Origin of the sequence: Streptomyces sp. NPDC012769 (assembly GCF_042901205.1) — a bacterium.
Lineage (GTDB): Bacteria > Actinomycetota > Actinomycetes > Streptomycetales > Streptomycetaceae > Streptomyces.
Map to the genome: position 1 here is coordinate 1089895 of NZ_JBIBCP010000003.1, position 19175 is coordinate 1109069.

The following is a 19175-nucleotide window of genomic DNA, read 5'->3' on the forward strand; positions in this document are numbered from 1 at the left end:
TCAGCCGATCCTCGGCTCGTGGCCGTCCTCGTCGAACGCCGCCGGGGCCCCTCCCGGCCGGCGGGTGTGACGGCCGCGACGCCGGGTCCTCTCGGTCCGACGCCGTACCAGCAGGTCCATGGCGACGGGCGGAGCGACCGGGGCGGACGCGTGGTCCACCAGCCCCAGTTCGCGTAACTCGCCGATCACCCGGGGGAGATCAGGCATCGCGAGCTCGATGCGGATCCTGGTCGGATGCGCTTGGGGTCTGCGGAGCAGGTAGCGGTAGAGCCGATCCTGGTCGGTGCTCAGCCCCAGACGGGCCAGACTCATGGATGGGTCCTCTCTCCCCGGCCTACTCCCCGTCCCCGTACACCGGCCTGCGTCGGAGTGCCGGGCGGTTCCCCACCCGACCTGTGCCCCCGTGTTTCTCCGCGTGCCGCCCCCCGTGCCGGCCCCCGCGCCGGCACGCGTGTCGGTCCGCGTGTGTCCGCATCCCCGTGTCCCTGAAGCATGCCGAAGCGCGGCCCGACTGTGTGCGCACTGCGTCCACAAGTCGTTGCCATTGCGTCTCCTCGCCAAGCCCTCGGCCACGTCACCGTGATGTCACCTGGATGACGGCCGCTGTTCGCCCGCGATCCACTCTCCCCTCCCGGGCCCAGGTGATCATCCGTGGACCGGTCGGCGGCACGAGCCGCTCCGGTGCGTTCGCACGTGTCCGAGGGAGATCAAGGTGCAGCTTCGACGTTCGGCTCGAAACAGGCGGTGGAGTGCTGCGGCCGCCGTGACGGCGGGCGTGCTGACGCTGGGCGCGTGCGGCGGCGGTGGCGACGACGCCGGCTCGGCGGCCGGCTCCGGATCCGCCGCGAGCGGACCGGTGCCGGTGATCGACTGCGCCCCCGAGGGCAAGGTACGGGGCTCGGGCTCCTCGGCCCAGCAGATCGCGATGAAGCGGTGGATGCAGCAGTACCAGCGGGCCTGTCAGGGCGTCCAGCTCGTGTACGACCCGCTCGGCTCGGGCGCGGGGGTCGCGCAGTTCCATCGAGGCGCCACGGCGTTCGGGGGTACGGACCAGGCGCTGGCGGAGGAGGAACGCCGGGTCCCGGAGGACGTCTGCCCGGGTGGCAAGGCGATCGACCTGCCGATGGTCGGCGGGACCATCGCCCTCGGCTACAACCTCCCCGGCGTGACCGGCCTGGTCCTCGACGCCCCGACGCTCGCCCGCGTGTTCGACGGGCGGATCACGAGGTGGAACCACCGCGCGATCCAGGAACTCAACCCCGACGCCAAGCTGCCGGACCTGGCCGTCGTCCCCGTCCATCGCGCGGACGACTCCGGGACGACCCAGAACCTCAACGCCTACCTCAAGGGCGCGGCCGGCGACCGCTGGCCCTACCCGGCGAGCAAGAAGTGGCAGGCGCAGGGCGGCCATTCGGCGAACGGCTCGGACGCGGTGGCGACCACGGTCACCCAGACCGAAGGCGCCATCGGGTACTTCGAGCTGTCCTTCGCCGTGAAGCGGAAGATCGAGACCGTGCGCATCGCGACCGGCGCCGCCGAGCCGGTCGCCCCCAGCACGCGGAGCGCCTCGGCGGGCATCGCCGCCGCGAAGATCGCGGGCGAGGGCAAGGACCTGCGGCTCTCCTTCGACTACAAGACCTCCGCCGAGGGCGCGTACCCGATCGTCCTCGTGACGTACGAGATCGTCTGCGACACCGGCAACGACCCGGAGAGCCTGCCCGCCCTCAAGTCCTTCCTCACCTACACGGCCGGCCGGGAAGGCCAGCAGGAGCTCCACGCCCTCCACTACGCGCCCCTGCCCGAGTCCGTCGCGACGCAGGTGCGCGAGGTCGTCGCCTCGCTGTCCTGACGGACGGAGGGGCCGGTGCCCCGCGCGCCACCGGTCTCAGCCGACCGCCCGCTTGACGAGGTCGGCGATCCGCGTCTCCACCTCGGGCGTCACCTCGGTCAGCGCGAAGCCGGCCGCCCACATCGGGCCCTCGTCCAGTCTGGCCTGGTCACTGAAGCCGAGCGTGGCGTACCGCGCCTTGAACTTCTCCGCGCTCTGGAAGAAGCAGACGACCTTGCCGTCCAGCGCGTACGCGGGCATCCCGTACCAGAGCTTGGGCGCCAAGGCCGGGGCGTGGGCCGTGACGACGGCGTGGACGCGCTCGGCCATCACGCGGTCCGACTCCTGCATCTCGGCGATCTTCGCGAGCACGTCCTGCTCCGCCTGCGCCGCCTTGTCGGCGTGCGAGGCGCGTCGCGCCGCCGCCTTCGTCTCCTTGGCGTGGTCCTTCATCGCGGCCCGCTCCTCGGCAGTGAAGCCCGCGTAGGCGGTGTTGTCGGTGGCGGTCATGGTCATTCCTCGTCTCGTGCGTCGTGGTCTCGTGTGTCGGGCATGTGCGGTTCTTCGCTGTGGTCACAGCCTCCCGCGCCCGGGGTGGTGCCCGCATCCGTGGTGACCACGGAGACGGCCACGGAGACGAGCACGGAGCCGTCCACGGAGCCGGCGGTTCAGATGTGTCAGAGGTGAGTGAGGAGGCGTTCCAGCGGTCGGGGCACGCGCGCGAGGTCCAGGTGCGCGACCAGCGCCCGCGCGTAGAGCGCCTTGCGGCCGCTGTGCGTCCCCATGAACCGCCGCAGCTGGTGCTCCACCGGCCGTTCCCGTTGGGCCGGCTGGCTCAGGAAGGTCTGGAACGGGCGTGTCTCGCCCTGGGCGTCGATCACCTCCCGCACGCCCTCGGGCCCGAGCGCGCGGATCAGTTCGTCCTCCAGGTCGGCGACGCAGATGTGGAACCCGAGTGTCTCGAGGCCGGCCCGCGTGAGGCCGGATCCGAGCCCGACCCGCTCCAGATGACGCCGGAAATGCCGCTCCTCGCCGACGTCGCAGAGCCCCGCCAGCGGCAGGCCGAGCCCCGGAGGACCGCAAACGTCTAGGTAATGCCCGATGTTCGTCGCACCCCCGAGCGGTACGACCGCGATGCCCTCCGCCGCGAGGTCGCGGCCGTGGCGGGTGGCCAGCACGTCGAGCGCGACCTGATCACTGGCTCCCTCGACGAGCACGATCGTCCGCACGCCGCCGGCCAGCTCCCGGGCCTGCGCGGCCGCGTCGGCCGCCCCCGCTCCGCCGGCCGCCCAGACGGCCACCGCCCGGCCGAATCGCCTCAACTCGTCCACGAGACCTCGCTTTCCGGCGCCATCCTGACACGGAGACGATCTTGCTCGCACGCGTGTTTGCCACGAGGGTTCCTCGCGAAGCGACGGCCCGCCCGTGCCACGCCCGACGGCGCGGCAGGGGCATCAGCCTCCGGCGGGCCGTTCCCTGGTGGCGTAGTAGGCGTGGAGCGCGGCCTCGCCGCCCGAGCCCATCGCGGTCATGATCCGCTGATAGCGGGCGGCGCGGAGGTCCCCGGCCACCAGGATGCGCGGGTGCTGCCCGGTCGGAGGGCAGTAGCCGTCCGCCGCGCGGACGAGGTCGCCCGCCGGGGCCGTGGGCGCGCTGCCGAGGCTGAGGTACGCGGCGTCCGCCGTCAGAGCGTGCCGTTCGCCGTCCACACCCACCGCCTCCGCCCTCACCCCGGCGCCGTCGCAGGTGTGGAGGGCCAGATGCCCGACGGGCAGCAGGGTGACGCGGGGGTCGTCGCGGATCTCCTCGGTCTTGTACGCGTCGGCTTCCGGATACGCCACGAGGAGGCGGGTGGCGGTGGCGGGGTGGGCGCGCAGGAAGGTGCCGATGGGGCGGTCGCCGCCGAGGACGAGCAGCGTGCGGCCTTCGGCATCGGGCGCGTCCGCCTGCCAGAGCGGCGGAAGCACGAGGTCCGCCGGGGCGGTGATCCAGGGGGCGTCGCCGGGCTGGAGCGGGCCGACGCCCGTGGCGACGACGGCGTACGGGGCGGTCAGGCGGGCGCCGGTGTCGAGGATGACGGCGACGTGGTCGTCGGCGGCACTCAGCTCGACGGCCCGGCGGCCGAGTTCCATGCGGCAGAGTTCGGTGGCCCTGAGCTCCGCGGTGACGGCGTCGGCGAGGGCGGGGCCGGTGGCATGGCCGCCGAGGACGTTGTTCAGGGCCCCGATGCGGTAGAGGTTGCGGCACAGCGCGTCCGGCTCGACGAGGACCGAGCGCATGCCGACACCGGCCGCCATGCGGGCCGCGGCGCAGCCGGCCGGGCCGCCGCCGACGACGATCAGATCGGTGTCGTGGACGGCGGACGGCGGGCCCGCATGGGGCGTCGGAGGAGGGGCCTCCCGGCCACCCGACCTGCTCTCGCTCACTCGATTCCCTCCCGGCTCATTCCGCCCTCTCCCGCCTCCTCGCTCCTCCTCCCGCCTCCTCGCTCTCGTCGAGGCAGGGGAGTCGCATCAGCCTAGGGCCCCCCGCCACTCCCTGCCTCCACTCGCGCCGGGGGGCGAACCCCGGGCGGATCATGGCACTTGGCCACATGGCGCCTGTCGGGGTGGCGCGGCCGCGGCCGTCGGTGCGTTCATGGTGGTGGCCGCGGTGCGCGTGACCCGCTCACCGGGGCCTCCGCCCACCCCGTGGCCCCGCCCGCCCCGTAGCCCCCGAGGTGAAAACCGATGGTGACAGACCGGTACGGAAACCCGCTGCACGCCTGCACCCCGGAGACGGCCGGGCACCTGGACCGTGCGGTCGAGGCGCTCCTGCACTTCCGTCCCGAGGTGGAGCAGGCCGTCGACGACGCGCTCCGCAGCGGACCGGCCTCGCCCCTCGCTCAGTGCTTCGCCGCCTATCTCGGGATGCTGGGCACCGAGCCGGCCGAGGCCGTCACGGCACGGCGCCGGTTCGACCGGTACGCGGCGGGCGTGGACGTCCTGTCCCTGCCCCCGCGGGAGCGGATGCACCTGGCGGCGGCGGCCGCATGGCTGGCCGGCGACCTGCGGCGGGCGGCCGGGCTGCTGGAGGAGCTCTCCCTGGCGTACCCGAGGGACGCCCTCGCCCTGGCCGTCGGGCATCAGCTGGACTTCTTCACCGGCGACGCGGTGCGCCTGCGGGACCGCATCGGCGGAGCCCTCTCGGCCTGGGACACCGCCGACCCCCACCGAGGTCTGGTGCTGGGCATGTACGCGTTCGGGCTGGAGGAGTCGGGACACTACCGCCTGGCCGAGGAGGCGGGTCTGGCCGCGGTCGAGCAGAACCCGCGCGACGTCTGGGCGATCCATGCCGTCGTCCACACCTACGAGATGCAGGGGCGCGTCGCCGAAGGCATCGGCTATCTCGACGCCCGCCGCGCCGACTGGGCGCAGGACAACTACCTCGACGTCCACAACTGGTGGCACTACGCCCTCTACGCGCTGGAAGCGGGGGACACCGACACCGCCCTGCGCATCTACGACGCCTCCCTCCACCACGACGACTCGTCCGGGCTCGCCATGGAACTGCTGGACGCCGCGGCCCTGTTGTGGCGGATCCGGCTGGCGGGAGCGGAGCCCACCTCCCGCTGGCAGGCGCTCGCCGACGCGTGGGCCGCCCGGGCCGACCCGCCCTTCTACGCGTTCAACGACGTCCACGCCGTCATGTCCTACGTCGGGGCGGGACGGCTGGAGGAGGCGGCGCGCCTCATCGCCGACCGGCGGCGCTGGCTGGACCGGCCGGATTCCGGCACCCTCGCCGACGCCGACGCCGACGCCGGCACCGTCACGAACCGCCGGATGACCGCGGAGATCGGCCTGCCCGCCTGCGAGGCGCTGCTCGCCCACGGCCGAGGCGACCACGCCGCCGTCGTGGAGCTGCTGTGGCCGCTGCGCCGCCGCCTGCACGAGTTCGGCGGCAGCCACGCCCAGCGCGACGCCCTCCAGCGGACGCTGCTCGACTCGGCGATCGCCGCCGGACGGCACGAGCAAGCCCGGGTGCTCATCAGCGAGCGGATCGGCCTGCGCCCCGACAGCTCGTACAACTGGTCCGCCCGAGCCCGGCTGGCCGACGGCCTGGGCGACGCCGCCCTCGCCGCCGGCGCTCGCGACCGCGCGCGCGAAGCGGCGGCGGCAGCGGCCGAGGCCCTCCGAGCGCGATGAGCCCCGGTGTCCCCGCCCGCGCCCCTTGCGTAGAGTCCCGGCATGACCGAGCTGCACGGCGCCGCCGTCGTCCTCCGCACCACTGTGCCCGCGGACGTGCCCGCCCTGGCCGCCGTCCGCGCCACACCCGAGGTGCGGGAGCGGTGGCGCGGCGAGGACGACATGGCGGCGGAGGTGGCCGCCGATCTGGACGATCCCGACACCCACTGCCTGACGATCCTTCACCAGGACCGGATCGTCGGCATGATCCAGTGGTACTCCGAGGAGGAACCCGACTACCGGCACGCCGGCATCGATCTCTTCCTCGACCCCTCCGTCCACGGCATCGGCCTGGGCACCGATGCCGTCCGCACCCTGGCCCGTCACCTCGTCGACGATCACGGCTACCACCGGCTCGTCATCGACCCGGCGGCCGACAACGCGGCCGCGATCCGCTGCTACGCCAAGGTCGGATTCAGGCCGGTGGGCGTGATGCGCCAGTACGAGCGCGGCGCGGACGGCACCTGGCACGACGGTCTGCTCATGGACCTGCTGGCGGCCGAGCTGGTGCGCTGACCAGCAGCAGCCACCGGCAGCAGCCACCAGCCGCCACACCGTCACCCGGCGTGACCCTGGACGCAGCCGCCTCCCGCCGGTACTAGACTCTGGGTCCGTGGTGGATACACAGTACGAAGACCTGTTGAGGCTGGTGCTCACATCCGGGACGGCCAAGGCCGACCGGACGGGGACGGGCACCCGAAGTGTCTTCGGACACCAGCTCCGCTATGACCTCTCGCGGGGGTTCCCGCTGGTCACCACCAAGAAGGTGCACCTCAAGTCCATCGTGTACGAGCTCCTGTGGTTCCTGCGTGGCGACTCGAACGTCGGCTGGCTCCAGGAGCACGGCGTCAGCATCTGGAACGAGTGGGCCGACGCGAACGGCGAGCTCGGCCCGGTCTACGGCGTCCAGTGGCGGTCCTGGCCCACGCCGGACGGCCGGCACATCGACCAGATCAGCCAGGTCCTCGACACCCTGCGCGACGACCCGGACTCCCGGCGGATGATCGTCTCCGCCTGGAACGTCTCCGAACTGGACCGGATGGCTCTCGCCCCGTGCCACGCCTTCTTCCAGTTCTACGTCGCCGACGGCAGGCTCTCCTGCCAGCTGTACCAGCGCAGCGCCGACCTGTTCCTCGGCGTCCCCTTCAACATCGCGAGCTACGCCCTGCTCACCCACATGGTGGCGCAGCAGACGGGCCTGGAACCGGGCGACTTCATCTGGACCGGCGGCGACTGCCACATCTACGACAACCACGTCGAGCAGGTGACCGAACAGCTCTCGCGCACCCCCTTCGACTTCCCGGAGCTGCGCCTCCACAAGGTGGACTCGCTCTTCGACTACGCCTACGCCGACGTGGAGGTCGTGGACTACCGCCACCACCCCGCGATCAAAGCCCCGGTCGCCGTATGAACGTCGGACTGATCTGGGCGCAGACGCCCGAGGGCGTGATCGGCGCCGACAACGGGATCCCGTGGCGCCTTCCCGAGGACATGGCGCACTTCAAGGCGACGACCCTCGGCCACCCCGTGATCATGGGGCGCAGGACGTGGGACTCGCTTCCCGCACGCTTCCGTCCGCTGGCCGGCCGGCGCAACGTCGTCGTGACGCGCAACCCCCACTGGACCGCCGAAGGCGCTCAGCGCGCCGGGTCCCTCGACGCGGCCCTGGAGCTCGCGTCACAGGAGCTGACGGCCCAGGAGCTCACGGCCCAGGCGCCGGAACCCGTGGCCGCCGCCTGGGTCATCGGCGGCGGGGAGATCTACCGTGCCGCCCTGCCGTACGCCACGACACTCTCGGTGACGGAGGTCGACGCGCCGGTGGCCGGCGACACCTACGCCCCGCCGCTCGATCCGGCCTGGCGGATCACCGAGGACACCGGCTGGCTGTCCTCCACCACCGAGCTGCGCTACCGCATCCGCCGTTACGCCCGTCCGTAGCCTGCCCGTGACCCGGCAGGCGCCCGGCCTCAGGCCGCGGTGTCGAAGGTGTAGTGGCGGGTGTGGTCGAGCATGTCGGCCGGCGTCACGTCGTTCCACGGCCGCATGGTGTCGTGGAGGTCGACGACGTTCGGGGTGCCCGCGGCGGGGAGGTAGGTCGAGCGCGGGTGGCGGGCCTGCCAGTCGGCCCACAGCTTGTCGATGAAGGCGTGGTGCAGCCAGAAGACCGGGTCGTTGGGGGAGACCCCGGTGGCCATCTGCCCGCCCACCCAGACGTGGACGCGGTTGTGGAGGTTCACTCCGCGCCAGCCCTCCAGGTGGTTGCGGAAACCGTCCGACGAGCTGTTCCAGGGCGCCGTGTCGTACGTCTCCATGGCGAGGACGGAGTCGACTTCGGCACGGGTCGGCAGCTGGCGTCCGCCCGCGCCGAGGTCGCGCCGGAGGTAGTCACGGCCGTCGACGCGGACGTTGACGGCCCAACGGCCTCCGGCGCGGGCGAACGGGCCGTCGATGACCTGCCCGTCGCGGGCGCGTCCGGTGCCGCCGAGGAAGTCGGGCGCCCAGAGCGAGGACCGTGAGGTGCGGTCGGCCGTCCAGTCCCAGTAGGGGAGGGTGACGGTCGGGTCGACGGACTGCAGCGCCTGCTCGAACTCTATGAGGAAGCGCCGGTGCCAGGGCAGGAAGGACGGCGACCGGTGGCCGACGCGGTCGCCCGTGTCGGTGTCGCCCATGATGAACGCGTTGTGGGTGGTGACGAAGGTGTCGTAACGGCCGGTCCGCTTGAGGGCGAGGAGGGCGTCGACGAAGCGTCGCTTCTCGTCGGCGGTGAGGGCGGCCTGGTTCTTGCGTACGGTCATGGTGGTGCGGCTCCTGGATCGGTCGGGTCAGGCGAGGGTGAGCGGAACGAGCGGGGCGCCCTGCAGCTCGCGGACGGCCGCGCGGGCGGCGGCCCTGGGCGTGGCGACGGGCTCGTAGTGCGTGATCACGCTGATCCAGGTGCCGTCGGCGTTCTGCATCACGTGCAGTTCCTCGCCGTCGATCGTGACGGAGTAGGCGCCGGTGTGGTGTCCCCCGTGGTGCCCGCCGCCGTGCGAGGGGCCGCCCTTGATACGGCGGCCCTGGTAGACCTCGTCGAAGGATCCCGGGGCGGCGGCGGAGCGGGCGGCCGCGGTGGCGGCGACGCGCGGCGTCGCGGCGTCGGCCTGCCCGGCCAGGGCGAACCCCGTGGCGGCGCCGGCCGCGGCGCCCGCGGCGACGCCCAGGGCCTTGCGGCGGGTGATGCTGGACATGAAAAACCCCCTGATGGTCTGTGCGACCGGGGGTTTGGTCATATGCCCCCGGCGGTTTCCACTGGTACCGCGAGGTGCTGGCGGGGCGGAAATCGCCGCGGGTCGGTTGGCTGCGATGTGGACAACCTGCCACGAAAAGTACAGAGTTGAACGGAGTTGATCTTGCTGTCCGGGGGAGTGCGGGGGCGTCGCGGCGAAAGTCTTGCGGAGAAAGTGATCATCTCGTGAATGATCTTTCGATCGGGTGCCCGGTGTGTGGCGGAGCCCACGCCCGCAGTCTGGCCGGATCCGAGCGTTCCCCCGGGTCGCCGCCGGCGCCGCCGGGTCGCCCGGACCGTCAGTCGTCGTGGTCCGGGTGTGCGGCCGAGCGTGGCTCGGCGAGCAGCGTCAGAAGGCCGGCGATCTCATGGCCCGCTTCGGCGGGGTGGCGGAAGGGGGCGTCGGCCGCGATGTGGTAGCGATTGCGGCGCCCGTCCTCCGCCCGGCTGCGTCGGAGATAGCCGGCCTTCTCCAGATCGGCGACGATCGCCTGCGCGGTGCGCTCGGTCACCCCGCAGTTCTGCGCCACATCACGGAGCCGCACCTCGGGGTCGCGGGCGATCGCCAGCAGCACACGGGCGTGATTCGTGAGGAAGGTCCACCTTGAGTGACTTCCTCCGTTTCCTCCCATGCCGAGATTTTCCTCCGAGGGGTGCATGTACGCAATCACCTGAAGCGGCTTTCACGTAATCATTGACGTGTAACCGGAGGAAGGGGACACTTTGGAGGCGAGGTACGCCTCGTAGCAGCGACGCCCCGGTCACGGGAGGTGTCCCATGAGCCGCGAACTCGTCCGCGAGGTCGAGAGCCTGTTGGTCGAGGCCGGCTTCGGCCCCGGCAGCGGACTGACGACGCACAGCCACGGCGACGCCGTCATCGTGAGCTGGCACGCCGACCGCCTGATCCGGCCCACCATCTCCGTCCACGCCACCGACCCGGGGCTCCACGCCGCTGCCGAGATCAACGGGATCCGCACCGCCCTGGGCCTCGCCCTCACCTCGGTCCTCGGCGACGCCGGCCTCACCGCCGTCATGCGTCCCGACGGCTTCGTCGTCACCCGGGAGGCCCCGGCCGCCCAGGGCGGCGGAGGCTGAGGGAAAATCCCCGACTTCCTCCCATCGGGCGCGGTGAGACTCCGAGCCGCGGTACCGCGCGCGGTGCCACAGGGTGCGGGGCCGTGGCAGAGCATGGTCCCTTGCGAATCCGGGCGGCGGAGGTCCCCAAAAACCGGGGTGAGTGGCTGGTCGCCGGACCTGGTGGCCGGTCCCGCGGGTTCACATCCCGTCAGCCCCGCATCCGGACCTCTCGGCGCCGCGCTCGACGGGGAATTCGGTCGTCGGCATCGCCCACAGCGGAAAACCTTGGTCCCCGCCCCACGCCGCGCGTAGCTTTGCCGTCATGCGCGAAGTGATCACTGACGACCGTCGGACGCTTGCGGTGGAGGAGTGGGGCGAGCCGGCCGGGACACCGGTCGTCTACCTGCACGGCAGCCCCATGAGCCGACTCGCCCGCTACCCGGACGAGTCCCTGTTCCACCAGCTCGGCATCCGGCTGATCACCTTCGATCGGCCCGGGTTCGGCTGTTCCACCCCGAAGCCCGGGCGTCGGGTGGTCGACGCCGCCGAAGACGTGGCCACGATCGCCGACGCACTCGGTCTTGACCGCTTCCCCGTGTTCGGAGTCTCGGGAGGCGGACCGCACGCCCTGGCCTTCGCCGCCCGGTTCCCCGAGCGGGTGACACGACTGGGCGCGATGGCGAGTCTGGCGCCGCGCGACGCGGCCGGCCTGGACTGGACGGCCGGCATGAACGAGGGCAACCGCCGCAGCGCCGCGGCCGCCCTGATCGGACGTCAGGCGGTCGGCGACCACCTGGCGCGCGCCGGATCGGCCGAGCCTCCGCCGCTGCCGGCCGTCGAGCAGGCCGTCCTCTCCCGACCGGAGATCAGCGCGATGTTCGGCCCGGCGTTCAAGGAAGCGGTCCGACCGGGCCTTGACGGCTGGGCGGACGACGTGACGGCCCTCTTCGGTACGGAGTGGGGATTCGACCCGGCGCACATCACCGCCCCTGTGCGGCTCTGGCACGGCGGTCTCGACACGCTCGTCCCGCCCGCGCACGGCGAGTGGCTCGCCGCCCGGATCCCCACCGCGACGCTGATCCGGCAGCGGGATGCCGGCCACGCCGGACACTTCGCCGCCACCCCCGAAATGCTCGCGTGGCTGGTCGGCGAAGACTGAACCGCCCGCGGAAGGCCCGGATCGGCCGACATGGCGGCCCCTCGTCCGGTGGCCGCCGTCCGGCGGCCCGCCGGGCGACGGGTCGTCGATATCCGCTGGCGGACCCGCCCCACGCCCGACGATGATGCGCCCATGGACGCAGGCGAGGGCAACGACGTTTCAACGGCGCAGCGGTGGACGCGGTCGACCGTCCACACCGACATGTGGGTCGATCCTGACGATGACCCGCGTGAGGACGATGTCGAGGGGGTCGACGAGCGCAGCGCCCTGCTCGCGGCCCTGCGGCACTTCCGCCTCACCATGGAGATGAAGTGCGCCGGCCTGGACGCCGAGCAGATGGCCCGGCGCGCCGTGCCCCCCTCCACGATGTCCCTGCTCGGCCTGGTGCGGCACATGGCCGAGGACGAACGGCACTTCCGCCGCCTGGCCGGCGAGGACCTGCCCAGGATCTACCGCACCGCCGAGGACCGCGACGGCGACTGGAACGGCGCGGTCGCCGACCCGGCGGTCGTGGAGGACGCCTGGCGTCAGTGGCGGGCCGAGCGGGAGCGGACCGACCGGTTCATCGCGGGCTTCGCCGACCTCGGCACCCGGACCGCCGGGGGCGAACTCCTGCGGGACATCGTGCTGATGCAGATCACGGAGTACGCACGCCACTGCGGCCACGCCGACCTGCTGCGAGAGCGGGTCGACGGCCGCGTGGGGCAGTGAGTCACCGAGCGTGGGTGCCAAGATCCACTTCGTGGGCTAGCGTGGCCGACCGTGACGATTGAACTCAAGGACCCGGTCCGTGCGCTGCTCGATGACCCGAACCCGGCCGTCCTGGCCACCGTTCAGCCCGACGGTTCGCCGCAGACCTCGGTGGTGTGGGTGGGGCGGGACGGGGACGACATCCTGATCTCCAGCCAGGAGGGCCGCCGCAAGATCAAGAACATCTGGGCCGATCCGCGGGTGAGCCTCACCGTCCACGACCGTCGCGATTCGCTGGTGTACGCGGAGATACGCGGCCTGGCCACGGTCACCGAGGACGAGGGCCGCGCCCTGGCCGTCGCGCTGGCGGAGAAGTACGAAGGGGAGGGCGCGGGCCAGGAGTACCTGGAGCTGCCGCCGGAGAAGGTGCGGGTCGTCGTCCGCATCACCCCGGCCAAGGTGCTGGGCTCGGCGGCGAAGTAGTCGGTGTCCGCCTCCTGCGGCCCCGGTGGGGCCGCAGGAGACCGACCCCGGGGCCGGCGGTCGTGCCGCCGCCCCGTTCGGGTCCTGGTCCGGTCCCGGCCGCCGTCAGCCGAGGTGGGAGAAGTAGCCCCAGCCGCCGGTGCCGACCGTCACCGAGTCGCCCTCCGAGAAGGCGGCACCTCCCGGATGGAAGGCGAGATCGGCCGACGACGTCGTGTACCAGAGGTCGGAGAGCCCGTCACCGTCGCCGTCACCGGCGGAGAGCCCGAGCAGCCGGGAACCGGTCGGCAGGGTGCCGAGGGCGGCGGGAGAGCCCAGTGCCTTCGCCGTGCTGTCGTAGCCGTACTGCTTGATGTTCCCGGCCGCGTCGCGCGCCCACAGCTCCGCCTTCGCGTCCCCGGTCACGTCCCCCGGCACCAGGACCTCCTGGTCCTTCCACTCCTCGGTGCCGATGCGCACGGCGCCGTACGACAGCCATCCGCCGTCCGCCGCCACCCGGCCGCGGTGCAGCCACAGGCCCGTGCTGCTCCTGGCCACGAGGTCGGGGCCACCGTCACCGTCGACGTCCCCGGCCGCGACCGGTGTGGTGTGGGCCCAGCCGGTCTCGGACACCTTCATCACCACACCGGCCTCGAGATCGCCGCCGCCGGTGTTCCTGTGGAGCAGCAGCTGGTCGCCCTTGCGGGCGACGACGTCCTGGTCGCCGTCACCGTCCCAGTCCCCGCGGTGGCTCACCACCGCACCGTTCCACTCGGGGCCGCTGCCGATCACCCGAGGGGACCCGAACCCGCCCCGGCCGGTGCCGGGATACAGCCGCAGGGTGTCGTCCTTGCGCACGGCCAGCATGTCGGGGCAGAGGTCGCCGGTGAGGTCGCCCGGCACGCGCGCGGGCGCCCGCTCCAGCGGCTGGGCCTCGGCCCAGAGCAGCTTGTGGTCCTCACCGGGCGTCAGATCGATGTCCGCCGTCCCCGCCCGCAGGCCGGTGAAATCCCTGCTGCCGAAGAAGGCGTGGTCGTACTTGAGCCGGTAGGCGTGCGGCGGCGCGCTCGCCCAGGCGGTCGGCCGGTTCGCACCCGCGTCGGCCTCCACCAGCGGACCCGTGGCACACAGCCCGGCGCGCACCGGTCGCAGCGCGGAGTGGCTCGGTACGGCGTTGAAGTCGCCCGTGACCAGCGCGGGTGCGCCCGCCGCCCAGCGTTCCATGTGGTCGAGCAGCACCGGAGTCCCGTTCGACGGGAGATTCGTCGCCAGGTGCGTCCCGCAGGCCAGGGTCGTCCGGCCGCCGATGGGGCCCTTGACGCACAGCACCCATCGCTGCGCCGCCGGGTCGGCCTCACCCGGGTTCACCAGCCCCTGGTGCGAGGAGAAGTCCGCCGCCGCGCCCTTGACGAACACCGCCTGCCCGAACTTCGCCGACGTCCCGCCCCAGCGCCCGCACCCGGTGGGCTCCTGCTCACCGACGCGCACCGAGGTGTAGCCGACGAGCACCTTCCGCAGTGCCTCGTACTGGCCCGCGCACAGCTCCTGCAGCGCGATCACATCGGCCGGACCGCCACCCTCGGCGTCCATCCGCGACCGGAACTTCGCCGCCCACTCGTCCGCGCTGTCGACGGTGTTCTGGCAGGTGTGCGCCCCACAGGCGTTGTATGAGACGGTACGCACCGCCTGCGGCACGACCGGATCGGCCGCCACCGGCTGCGCGCCGCTCCCGGCCATGACGCCGGCGACCAGGGCCAGGCCGATGACCGACCGGCCCGCCGCACCGCCACGGCCCCTGGCCCTGCCACGGCCCGTGCCGCCGCTTCTCGCTCCGCGTATGCCTCTCATAGGTCCCCCCTCGCATGCGAAGATCATGAACTCGGGCATCGTAGGCACATGGGCAAGTGAAAGGCCCGCCCCCGTGGGGGCGGGCCTCGTCGTGCCCGGTATGGGGGCCGGGGCTGAGCGGCTCAGTGGGCGCCCGCGTACACGCGGCTCGCGAACTCGGCGATCTGCTTGTCGCTGAGGTTCTGCGCGAGGTTGGCCTCCGAGATCATTCCGCAGAGGCGGTGATCGTTCTTCATGTCGATCACCGGCAGCCGCTTGATCTGGTGCTGCTCCATGACGTGCAGGGCGTCCGTCGCCGACGCGTCCGCGTCGATCCAGTGCAGTTCGCCGCCGAGGGAACCACATTCCACCTGGGACGGGTCCTTCCCGTCGGCCACACACTGGACGACGATGTCCCGGTCGGTGACCATGCCCTGCAGCTTGTCGTCGTCGCCGCAGATGGGCAGCGCGCCCACATGCAGCTCGCGCATCATCCGCGCCGCGTCCTGCAGGGACTCGTGCTCGCCGACGCACTGCGCGCCGGCCGTCATGATGTCGCGCGCCTTGAGTGTCTTGTCCTGCGCCATGATCGCTCCTCCTGTGGTTTCGACATGGTGCTGTACAGGACCGGTTTCCCTGTTCTTCCATCGCAACACGCGCGCCTCACGACTGCCACGCCGCCCGGCGGTCGCCGGACCGCCGTCCGGGCTCAGTGCCCGGGGTGGCGCGGGTGCCCGGCGACGGTGTGGGCCACGCCGTCCAGACCCAGGCCGTCGGGGCCGGCCAGCGCGCCGGCCGCGTCGTTCACGTCGTTGGCGGTGACCCCGAGGCCGCTGGGACCGTCGGCGTGGGCGGCGGCGGGGGTGACCAGGAACAGCGGCAGGGCGGCGAGCGCGGCGGCCCGGAGCAGAGTGTGCATCGTCATGCCGTGACCAACGCGTACACGCCGCCGCGGACACGTACCTCGATCGGAGACGTCCTTCGACCGGAGACGTCCTTCGACCGGAGACGTCCTTCGCTCGTGCCCGCTCCGAGGCTTCAGAGGGGCGGCGCGGTCGAGCGGCGCTGGTCGCTCTCGTTGCGGAGGTCGGTGGTCCGCCGGGTGAGCGTGCCGACCCGTTCGGCGAGCTCCGGATGGCGGGCGGCGAGGTGGGCGTGGGTGCGGGAGAGCGGGTCGAGGAGCTGGGCCGGATTGTTGTCCGCGAGGGCCTGGTCGAGGTCCTCGCGCAGGGGGAGGGGGAGGCTGTCGAGGGCGGTGATCTGCCCGGCGAGCCGGCGGAGGTCGGCCGCGTTCCCATGGGCCCACGCGGTGACGGATCGGTCGGCCGCGCGACGGTCGCGGGTGGCCTGGACGCGCTGCTCCGCCGTGGTGCCGGCCTTCCCGGGGCGTACGCGCAGATAGCGGCGCTCGGCCGCCTGGCGGCTGGTGACGCCGAGGGGGTGGGCGAGGTCGGCCCAGCTGGCGCCCGCGTCGCGGGCGGCCTCGATGAGGCCGGGCTCCCAGCCGGCGAGCTGTTCGCGCAGCTCACGCAGGAGCAGGAGCGCGGCGAGGGCCTCCTCGGACGAGGTGCGCGCGGACGGGTCCCCGGGCGTGGGGGAGGGGGCGGGGGTCGCGGTCCGGGCCTTGCGGACGGTCTCGTCGATCGCGGCGAGAGCCGTGAGGGCCGCGTGGACGGCGACGGGGTCTCCGGGGCCGGCGGCGGGATGCTCGGGTCCTGCCATGGTCTCTCCCTCACCTGGTGTCGTCCGCTTGTCGTCCATTCGTTGACGATGGAGTTGTCGTCCATCCGTTGACATGTTACAACGGTGTCAGGTGAAGCGCATTGGCAGTCACTGCCTGATCGACTGGAGGTGTTTCGCGATGTTGATGCGCACCGACCCGTTCCGCGAGCTCGACCGCCTCACGCAGCAGATGCTGGGAACGGCCGGCACATGGTCCCGTCCCTCCCCGGTGCCGATGGACGCGTACCGCGAGGGCGACGACTACGTGATCGTGATGGACCTGCCCGGCGTCTCGACGGACGCGATCGACATCGACGTCGAGCGGAACATGCTGACGGTCAAGGCCGAGCGCCGGCCCGTCGCCAAGGCCGACGACGTGCAGATGGAGCTGTCCGAGCGGCCGCTCGGTGTCTTCTCACGGCAGCTGATGCTGGCCGACACGCTTGACACCGAGAAGATCACGGCCGACTACACGTCGGGCGTGCTCACACTGCGCATTCCGATCGCCGAGCGTGCGAAGCCCCGGAAGATCAGCATCGGTCGCGGCGACGACCGCAGGCAGATCAGCGGCTGAGCCGCCGGCAGGCCGGGAGCGGAGGACGGAAGCCTCTCCCCCTCCTTTCCTCCTCCGTCCTCCGTTCCCCACTCCTGCTCCCCACCCGCCACTCCTCCGCACTCCGCATCCGTTCGCGAAGGGGGTCGTGATGAGACTGCGATGGCAGACGTTCCTCGACTCCGTCCAGGAGCGCGGTGCCTACGGCACGCCGCAGGAGGCCGAACGCGCCGCCCGCACCGTGCTGGCACTGCTCGGCGCCCATCTGGTCGGTGAGGTCCGGGCCGCGCTCGCCGCGCGCCTCCCGGAGACCTTCTCCGTCATCCTGCTCAATCCGCTCCAGGCCGTCGAGCCGCTCTCGCCGGAGCGCTTCGTCCGCGCCACCGCGGCCTGGATCGAAGGCGCCACCGAGCGGACCGCCGCGTGGGACGTCAGCGCCGTGCTCAGCGTCGTCGCGGATGCCGCCGGCGAGGAGCTCACGGCCCAGATGCTTCTCCAACTCCCGCCCGGCTACGACCTCCTCTTCGGCCGGCCGCAGCCCCCCGAGTGACCGGCACCCTTGTCACCACCTGTTCGCTCCGCCCGGCCGACACCCGTCGGCCGGGCCCGAAGAGAACGGCGATCTCCCTCACCATGACACTCCAGGCCGAGACCATGACTCCCGCGCCGACCTCCGTGCCCGCCTCCGTACCGGCGTCCGTACCCGCGTCGGCTCCCGCTCCCGCGCGCACCGCGATGTCCTACGCCGCCCTGCTGGAGCGCGTCCGCTACGAAGGGGCCTACCCGACCCGCGAACGCGCCGAGGAAGCCGTCCGATCGGTGCTCGCGGCGCTGGGGCGGCAGCTCGTCGGCGACGAACGGGTCGAGCTCGCCGCCCGCCTCCCCGTCGAAGCGGCCCTGGTGCTCACCGCCCAGATCCCCGCCACCACCCCGTTCACCGGCTGGGAGTTCGTCAAGGACCTCGCCCGGCGCACCGGCGGCAGCCCGGCCACCACCCGCTGGAACGTCGGTGCCGTCCTCGCCCCCGTCTCCCAGCTGGCCGGCCCCGAGCTCGTGGACCGCATCATCGACCAACTCCCGCCGGGCTACGCCCTCCTCTTCGGCAAGGCCGACCTCCGCCCGCCCCGCCGACCGGCAGCCTAGGCGCGCGGCGCCACGGCGGCGTGCTCGGCGGCCTCGGCCGGGGTGTGGGAGGAGGTGAACGTGAAGGCGCGCGGCGACGGCCCGTGGGCCCGCAGGTCCGCCAGTCGCTCCAGGGCCTCGTCGACGGTCGGACGGTGGCCGGCGGGCACCCACCAGAGCACGAGGTGCGCCTCGACGTGCCGCTCGAACCATTCGCGGCGCCGCCGCATGACCTCCAAGTGCCCGCTGCGGTAGGTGAAGTCCCACAGGGCCTCCTGGGACTCCCACACCGTCAGGTTGACGATGACGTCCTCGCCCGCCGGGCGCAGTCCGGTGGCGTCGGCCGCTCCCTCCTCCACGAGCCGCCACACGAAGCCCGGTGCCTCGTCGGCAGCGCCGTTCACCGAGTCGAGCATCTCGGCGAACGGCGCGATGCGCGGGTCGTCGAAGGGATAGCGGAGGGTGGCGACGTTGAGCTGGGCGAGGTGGGCATGCGTGGTCGAGGTCATGGCCTCATCCCAGCACGACCCGCTTTTCTATGTCAATCGTCGTTGTTTTTAGAGCCGGGAGCGGCCTCGACCACCACGCAGCACTCTCCCGGTCGTGGATCCATGCGCGCGCGGACGGGCCCGTCCGTGCCGAGCAAGCCCTCCAGCAGGGCGAGATTCATCCCGCAGACGAGCGGTGGGAAGCGCTCGGCGACGGCATGGAAGGGGCAGTTGCGCATACGGACGACGGGCGCGGCCGAGCCGGCCGCGCCCTCGGCGTGTTCAACGTCCTCCAGGTGCGGTTCGTATCCGCGAGCGGCCAGCAGCGCCGCCGCCTCGGCCGGTCCGCCGCAGGGCGCCGCCCCGCCGCGCAGGGCCTCGCCCCTGCGGCGCGCGGCCGCGCAGAGCCCGGCGTCGAGGCCGGCCTCCTCGGCGGCCTCGGCCAGCAGCTCGGCTGCGGTGCGGTAGTCGCGGGCGGGCAGTGACACCGACCGCTCGACCCGCGCCCGCGTGTACACCTTGGCCGGACGTCCCGCCCCCGGCCCCGACCGGCCCGTCAGGCGCCGGCTGCCGCTCTCCAGGAGCCCGGCCTCGGTCAGCCTGTCCAGATGGTGCGCGGCGAGCGTCCGCGCCACACCGGCCGCCTCCGCCGCCTCGTTGCGCCCGACCTCTCGGCCCTGCGCCGCCACGTACTCGTACAGGCGCCGTCGTACCGGATCCTGCAGCACCGCGATCGCGTCGATGTCCTCCATCCGCCCA

General features: G+C 72.6%; 25 protein-coding genes. 12 read left to right on the plus strand and 13 right to left on the minus strand.

Annotated features, from left to right (window positions below):
* Entirely contained in the window at positions 1–312 is a 312-nt protein-coding gene (locus tag ACFY7C_RS20280) for a hypothetical protein (RefSeq protein WP_389652166.1), read from the minus strand.
* 451 nt (positions 313–763) lie between these two features.
* On the opposite strand from ACFY7C_RS20280, the gene pstS reads away from it, so the two are divergent.
* Positions 764–1849: a phosphate ABC transporter substrate-binding protein PstS gene (gene pstS / locus ACFY7C_RS20285; protein ID WP_389652169.1), complete on the plus strand. Its 1086-nt coding sequence runs from the start codon at positions 764–766 to the stop codon at positions 1847–1849.
* 36 nt (positions 1850–1885) lie between these two features.
* Here pstS and ACFY7C_RS20290 read toward each other — a convergent pair whose 3' ends face one another.
* The 3 genes from ACFY7C_RS20290 to ACFY7C_RS20300 all read right to left on the minus strand — a co-directional run bounded on the left by ACFY7C_RS20290 (position 1886) and on the right by ACFY7C_RS20300 (position 4170).
* Complete coding sequence (locus ACFY7C_RS20290; RefSeq protein ID WP_389652172.1) at positions 1886–2338, minus strand: iron chaperone; 453 nt, start codon at positions 2336–2338, stop codon at positions 1886–1888.
* Between the two features lie 167 nt (positions 2339–2505).
* The gene (locus ACFY7C_RS20295) at positions 2506–3159 is read right to left on the minus strand and encodes a TOPRIM nucleotidyl transferase/hydrolase domain-containing protein (protein WP_389652174.1); all 654 of its coding nucleotides are present in this window, start codon (positions 3157–3159) and stop codon (positions 2506–2508) included.
* A gap of 123 nt (positions 3160–3282) precedes the next feature.
* Positions 3283–4170: an FAD-dependent oxidoreductase gene (locus ACFY7C_RS20300; protein WP_389652778.1), complete on the minus strand. Its 888-nt coding sequence runs from the start codon at positions 4168–4170 to the stop codon at positions 3283–3285.
* A gap of 387 nt (positions 4171–4557) precedes the next feature.
* Here ACFY7C_RS20300 and ACFY7C_RS20305 point away from each other — a divergent pair, with 387 nt between their 5' ends.
* From ACFY7C_RS20305 to ACFY7C_RS20320, 4 genes are all read left to right on the plus strand, one after another.
* Complete coding sequence (locus ACFY7C_RS20305; RefSeq protein WP_389652177.1) at positions 4558–6012, plus strand: tetratricopeptide repeat protein; 1455 nt, start codon at positions 4558–4560, stop codon at positions 6010–6012.
* Positions 6013–6054: 42 nt separating this feature from the next.
* Positions 6055–6567 carry a GNAT family N-acetyltransferase gene (locus ACFY7C_RS20310; RefSeq protein ID WP_389652180.1) on the plus strand — a complete coding sequence of 171 codons (513 nt, stop codon included), beginning with the start codon at positions 6055–6057 and terminating at the stop codon, positions 6565–6567.
* A 97-nt stretch (positions 6568–6664) separates the two neighbouring features.
* On the plus strand, positions 6665–7462 hold the full coding sequence (locus ACFY7C_RS20315) for a thymidylate synthase (RefSeq protein ID WP_389652182.1): 798 nt from the start codon (positions 6665–6667) through the stop codon (positions 7460–7462).
* Complete coding sequence (locus tag ACFY7C_RS20320) at positions 7459–7989, plus strand: dihydrofolate reductase (protein ID WP_389652185.1); 531 nt, start codon at positions 7459–7461, stop codon at positions 7987–7989. Before ACFY7C_RS20315 ends, ACFY7C_RS20320 begins: the two co-directional genes overlap by 4 nt.
* Before the next feature lie 29 nt (positions 7990–8018).
* Here ACFY7C_RS20320 and ACFY7C_RS20325 read toward each other — a convergent pair whose 3' ends face one another.
* The 3 genes from ACFY7C_RS20325 to ACFY7C_RS20335 form a co-directional block, all read right to left on the minus strand.
* Positions 8019–8846: a tyrosinase family protein gene (locus ACFY7C_RS20325; RefSeq protein ID WP_389652187.1), complete on the minus strand. Its 828-nt coding sequence runs from the start codon at positions 8844–8846 to the stop codon at positions 8019–8021.
* Positions 8847–8873: 27 nt separating this feature from the next.
* On the minus strand, positions 8874–9278 hold the full coding sequence (locus tag ACFY7C_RS20330; protein WP_389652190.1) for a tyrosinase cofactor: 405 nt from the start codon (positions 9276–9278) through the stop codon (positions 8874–8876).
* Positions 9279–9615: 337 nt separating this feature from the next.
* Positions 9616–9891 carry a MarR family transcriptional regulator gene (locus ACFY7C_RS20335; protein WP_389652192.1) on the minus strand — a complete coding sequence of 92 codons (276 nt, stop codon included), beginning with the start codon at positions 9889–9891 and terminating at the stop codon, positions 9616–9618.
* Between the two features lie 202 nt (positions 9892–10093).
* Here ACFY7C_RS20335 and ACFY7C_RS20340 point away from each other — a divergent pair, with 202 nt between their 5' ends.
* The 4 genes from ACFY7C_RS20340 to ACFY7C_RS20355 all read left to right on the plus strand — a co-directional run bounded on the left by ACFY7C_RS20340 (position 10094) and on the right by ACFY7C_RS20355 (position 12725).
* Complete coding sequence (locus tag ACFY7C_RS20340; protein WP_389652195.1) at positions 10094–10411, plus strand: hypothetical protein; 318 nt, start codon at positions 10094–10096, stop codon at positions 10409–10411.
* 304 nt (positions 10412–10715) lie between these two features.
* On the plus strand, positions 10716–11552 hold the full coding sequence (locus ACFY7C_RS20345; protein WP_389652197.1) for an alpha/beta fold hydrolase: 837 nt from the start codon (positions 10716–10718) through the stop codon (positions 11550–11552).
* Positions 11553–11684: 132 nt separating this feature from the next.
* Entirely contained in the window at positions 11685–12263 is a 579-nt protein-coding gene (locus ACFY7C_RS20350; protein WP_389652200.1) for a DinB family protein, read from the plus strand.
* Positions 12264–12314: 51 nt separating this feature from the next.
* On the plus strand, positions 12315–12725 hold the full coding sequence (locus ACFY7C_RS20355; protein WP_389652203.1) for a PPOX class F420-dependent oxidoreductase: 411 nt from the start codon (positions 12315–12317) through the stop codon (positions 12723–12725).
* Positions 12726–12830: 105 nt separating this feature from the next.
* Here the strand turns inward: ACFY7C_RS20355 and ACFY7C_RS20360 are convergent, their stop codons facing one another.
* From ACFY7C_RS20360 to ACFY7C_RS20375, 4 genes are all read right to left on the minus strand, one after another.
* Complete coding sequence (locus ACFY7C_RS20360; RefSeq protein ID WP_389652205.1) at positions 12831–14552, minus strand: FG-GAP-like repeat-containing protein; 1722 nt, start codon at positions 14550–14552, stop codon at positions 12831–12833.
* Positions 14553–14674: 122 nt separating this feature from the next.
* Positions 14675–15118, minus strand: coding sequence for a CBS domain-containing protein (locus tag ACFY7C_RS20365; RefSeq protein ID WP_389652208.1), 444 nt, complete (start codon positions 15116–15118; stop codon positions 14675–14677).
* A gap of 122 nt (positions 15119–15240) precedes the next feature.
* Positions 15241–15456 carry a hypothetical protein gene (locus ACFY7C_RS20370; RefSeq protein ID WP_389652211.1) on the minus strand — a complete coding sequence of 72 codons (216 nt, stop codon included), beginning with the start codon at positions 15454–15456 and terminating at the stop codon, positions 15241–15243.
* A 113-nt stretch (positions 15457–15569) separates the two neighbouring features.
* Complete coding sequence (locus ACFY7C_RS20375; protein ID WP_389652213.1) at positions 15570–16253, minus strand: type III effector protein; 684 nt, start codon at positions 16251–16253, stop codon at positions 15570–15572.
* A 139-nt stretch (positions 16254–16392) separates the two neighbouring features.
* On the opposite strand from ACFY7C_RS20375, the gene ACFY7C_RS20380 reads away from it, so the two are divergent.
* The 3 genes from ACFY7C_RS20380 to ACFY7C_RS20390 all read left to right on the plus strand — a co-directional run bounded on the left by ACFY7C_RS20380 (position 16393) and on the right by ACFY7C_RS20390 (position 17949).
* Complete coding sequence (locus ACFY7C_RS20380; RefSeq protein WP_389652215.1) at positions 16393–16827, plus strand: Hsp20/alpha crystallin family protein; 435 nt, start codon at positions 16393–16395, stop codon at positions 16825–16827.
* Between the two features lie 130 nt (positions 16828–16957).
* A complete protein-coding gene (locus ACFY7C_RS20385; protein ID WP_389652218.1) occupies positions 16958–17356 on the plus strand; it encodes a DUF2267 domain-containing protein in 399 nt (132 codons plus the stop codon).
* A 185-nt stretch (positions 17357–17541) separates the two neighbouring features.
* A complete protein-coding gene (locus ACFY7C_RS20390; protein ID WP_389652781.1) occupies positions 17542–17949 on the plus strand; it encodes a DUF2267 domain-containing protein in 408 nt (135 codons plus the stop codon).
* Here ACFY7C_RS20390 and ACFY7C_RS20395 read toward each other — a convergent pair.
* Together ACFY7C_RS20395 and ACFY7C_RS20400 are read right to left on the minus strand one after the other, a co-directional pair.
* The gene (locus ACFY7C_RS20395) at positions 17946–18437 is read right to left on the minus strand and encodes a DUF3291 domain-containing protein (RefSeq protein ID WP_389652221.1); all 492 of its coding nucleotides are present in this window, start codon (positions 18435–18437) and stop codon (positions 17946–17948) included. The two genes, ACFY7C_RS20390 and ACFY7C_RS20395, sit on opposite strands and share 4 nt — an antisense overlap.
* A gap of 32 nt (positions 18438–18469) precedes the next feature.
* Positions 18470–19168, minus strand: a complete 699-nt coding sequence (locus ACFY7C_RS20400; protein ID WP_389652223.1) for a helix-turn-helix transcriptional regulator — start codon at positions 19166–19168, stop codon at positions 18470–18472.
* Positions 19169–19175: the final 7 nt, after the last annotated feature.

Bases quoted from the DNA above. Each gene is read 5' to 3' on its own strand.
- ACFY7C_RS20280 (WP_389652166.1), bottom strand. From the start codon at position 312: ATGAGTCTGGCCCGTCTGGGGCTGAGCACCGACCAGGATCGGCTCTAC.
- ACFY7C_RS20290 (WP_389652172.1), bottom strand. From the start codon at position 2,338: ATGACCGCCACCGACAACACCGCCTACGCGGGCTTCACTGCCGAGGAG.
- ACFY7C_RS20305 (WP_389652177.1), top strand. From the start codon at position 4,558: ATGGTGACAGACCGGTACGGAAACCCGCTGCACGCCTGCACCCCGGAG.
- ACFY7C_RS20310 (WP_389652180.1), top strand. From the start codon at position 6,055: ATGACCGAGCTGCACGGCGCCGCCGTCGTCCTCCGCACCACTGTGCCC.
- ACFY7C_RS20320 (WP_389652185.1), top strand. From the start codon at position 7,459: ATGAACGTCGGACTGATCTGGGCGCAGACGCCCGAGGGCGTGATCGGC.
- ACFY7C_RS20325 (WP_389652187.1), bottom strand. From the start codon at position 8,846: ATGACCGTACGCAAGAACCAGGCCGCCCTCACCGCCGACGAGAAGCGA.
- ACFY7C_RS20330 (WP_389652190.1), bottom strand. From the start codon at position 9,278: ATGTCCAGCATCACCCGCCGCAAGGCCCTGGGCGTCGCCGCGGGCGCC.
- ACFY7C_RS20340 (WP_389652195.1), top strand. From the start codon at position 10,094: ATGAGCCGCGAACTCGTCCGCGAGGTCGAGAGCCTGTTGGTCGAGGCC.
- ACFY7C_RS20345 (WP_389652197.1), top strand. From the start codon at position 10,716: ATGCGCGAAGTGATCACTGACGACCGTCGGACGCTTGCGGTGGAGGAG.
- ACFY7C_RS20350 (WP_389652200.1), top strand. From the start codon at position 11,685: ATGGACGCAGGCGAGGGCAACGACGTTTCAACGGCGCAGCGGTGGACG.
- ACFY7C_RS20360 (WP_389652205.1), bottom strand. From the start codon at position 14,552: ATGAGAGGCATACGCGGAGCGAGAAGCGGCGGCACGGGCCGTGGCAGG.
- ACFY7C_RS20365 (WP_389652208.1), bottom strand. From the start codon at position 15,118: ATGGCGCAGGACAAGACACTCAAGGCGCGCGACATCATGACGGCCGGC.
- ACFY7C_RS20370 (WP_389652211.1), bottom strand. From the start codon at position 15,456: ATGACGATGCACACTCTGCTCCGGGCCGCCGCGCTCGCCGCCCTGCCG.
- ACFY7C_RS20375 (WP_389652213.1), bottom strand. From the start codon at position 16,253: ATGGCAGGACCCGAGCATCCCGCCGCCGGCCCCGGAGACCCCGTCGCC.
- ACFY7C_RS20380 (WP_389652215.1), top strand. From the start codon at position 16,393: ATGTTGATGCGCACCGACCCGTTCCGCGAGCTCGACCGCCTCACGCAG.
- ACFY7C_RS20385 (WP_389652218.1), top strand. From the start codon at position 16,958: ATGAGACTGCGATGGCAGACGTTCCTCGACTCCGTCCAGGAGCGCGGT.
- ACFY7C_RS20390 (WP_389652781.1), top strand. From the start codon at position 17,542: ATGTCCTACGCCGCCCTGCTGGAGCGCGTCCGCTACGAAGGGGCCTAC.
- ACFY7C_RS20395 (WP_389652221.1), bottom strand. From the start codon at position 18,437: ATGACCTCGACCACGCATGCCCACCTCGCCCAGCTCAACGTCGCCACC.
- ACFY7C_RS20400 (WP_389652223.1), bottom strand. From the start codon at position 19,168: ATGGAGGACATCGACGCGATCGCGGTGCTGCAGGATCCGGTACGACGG.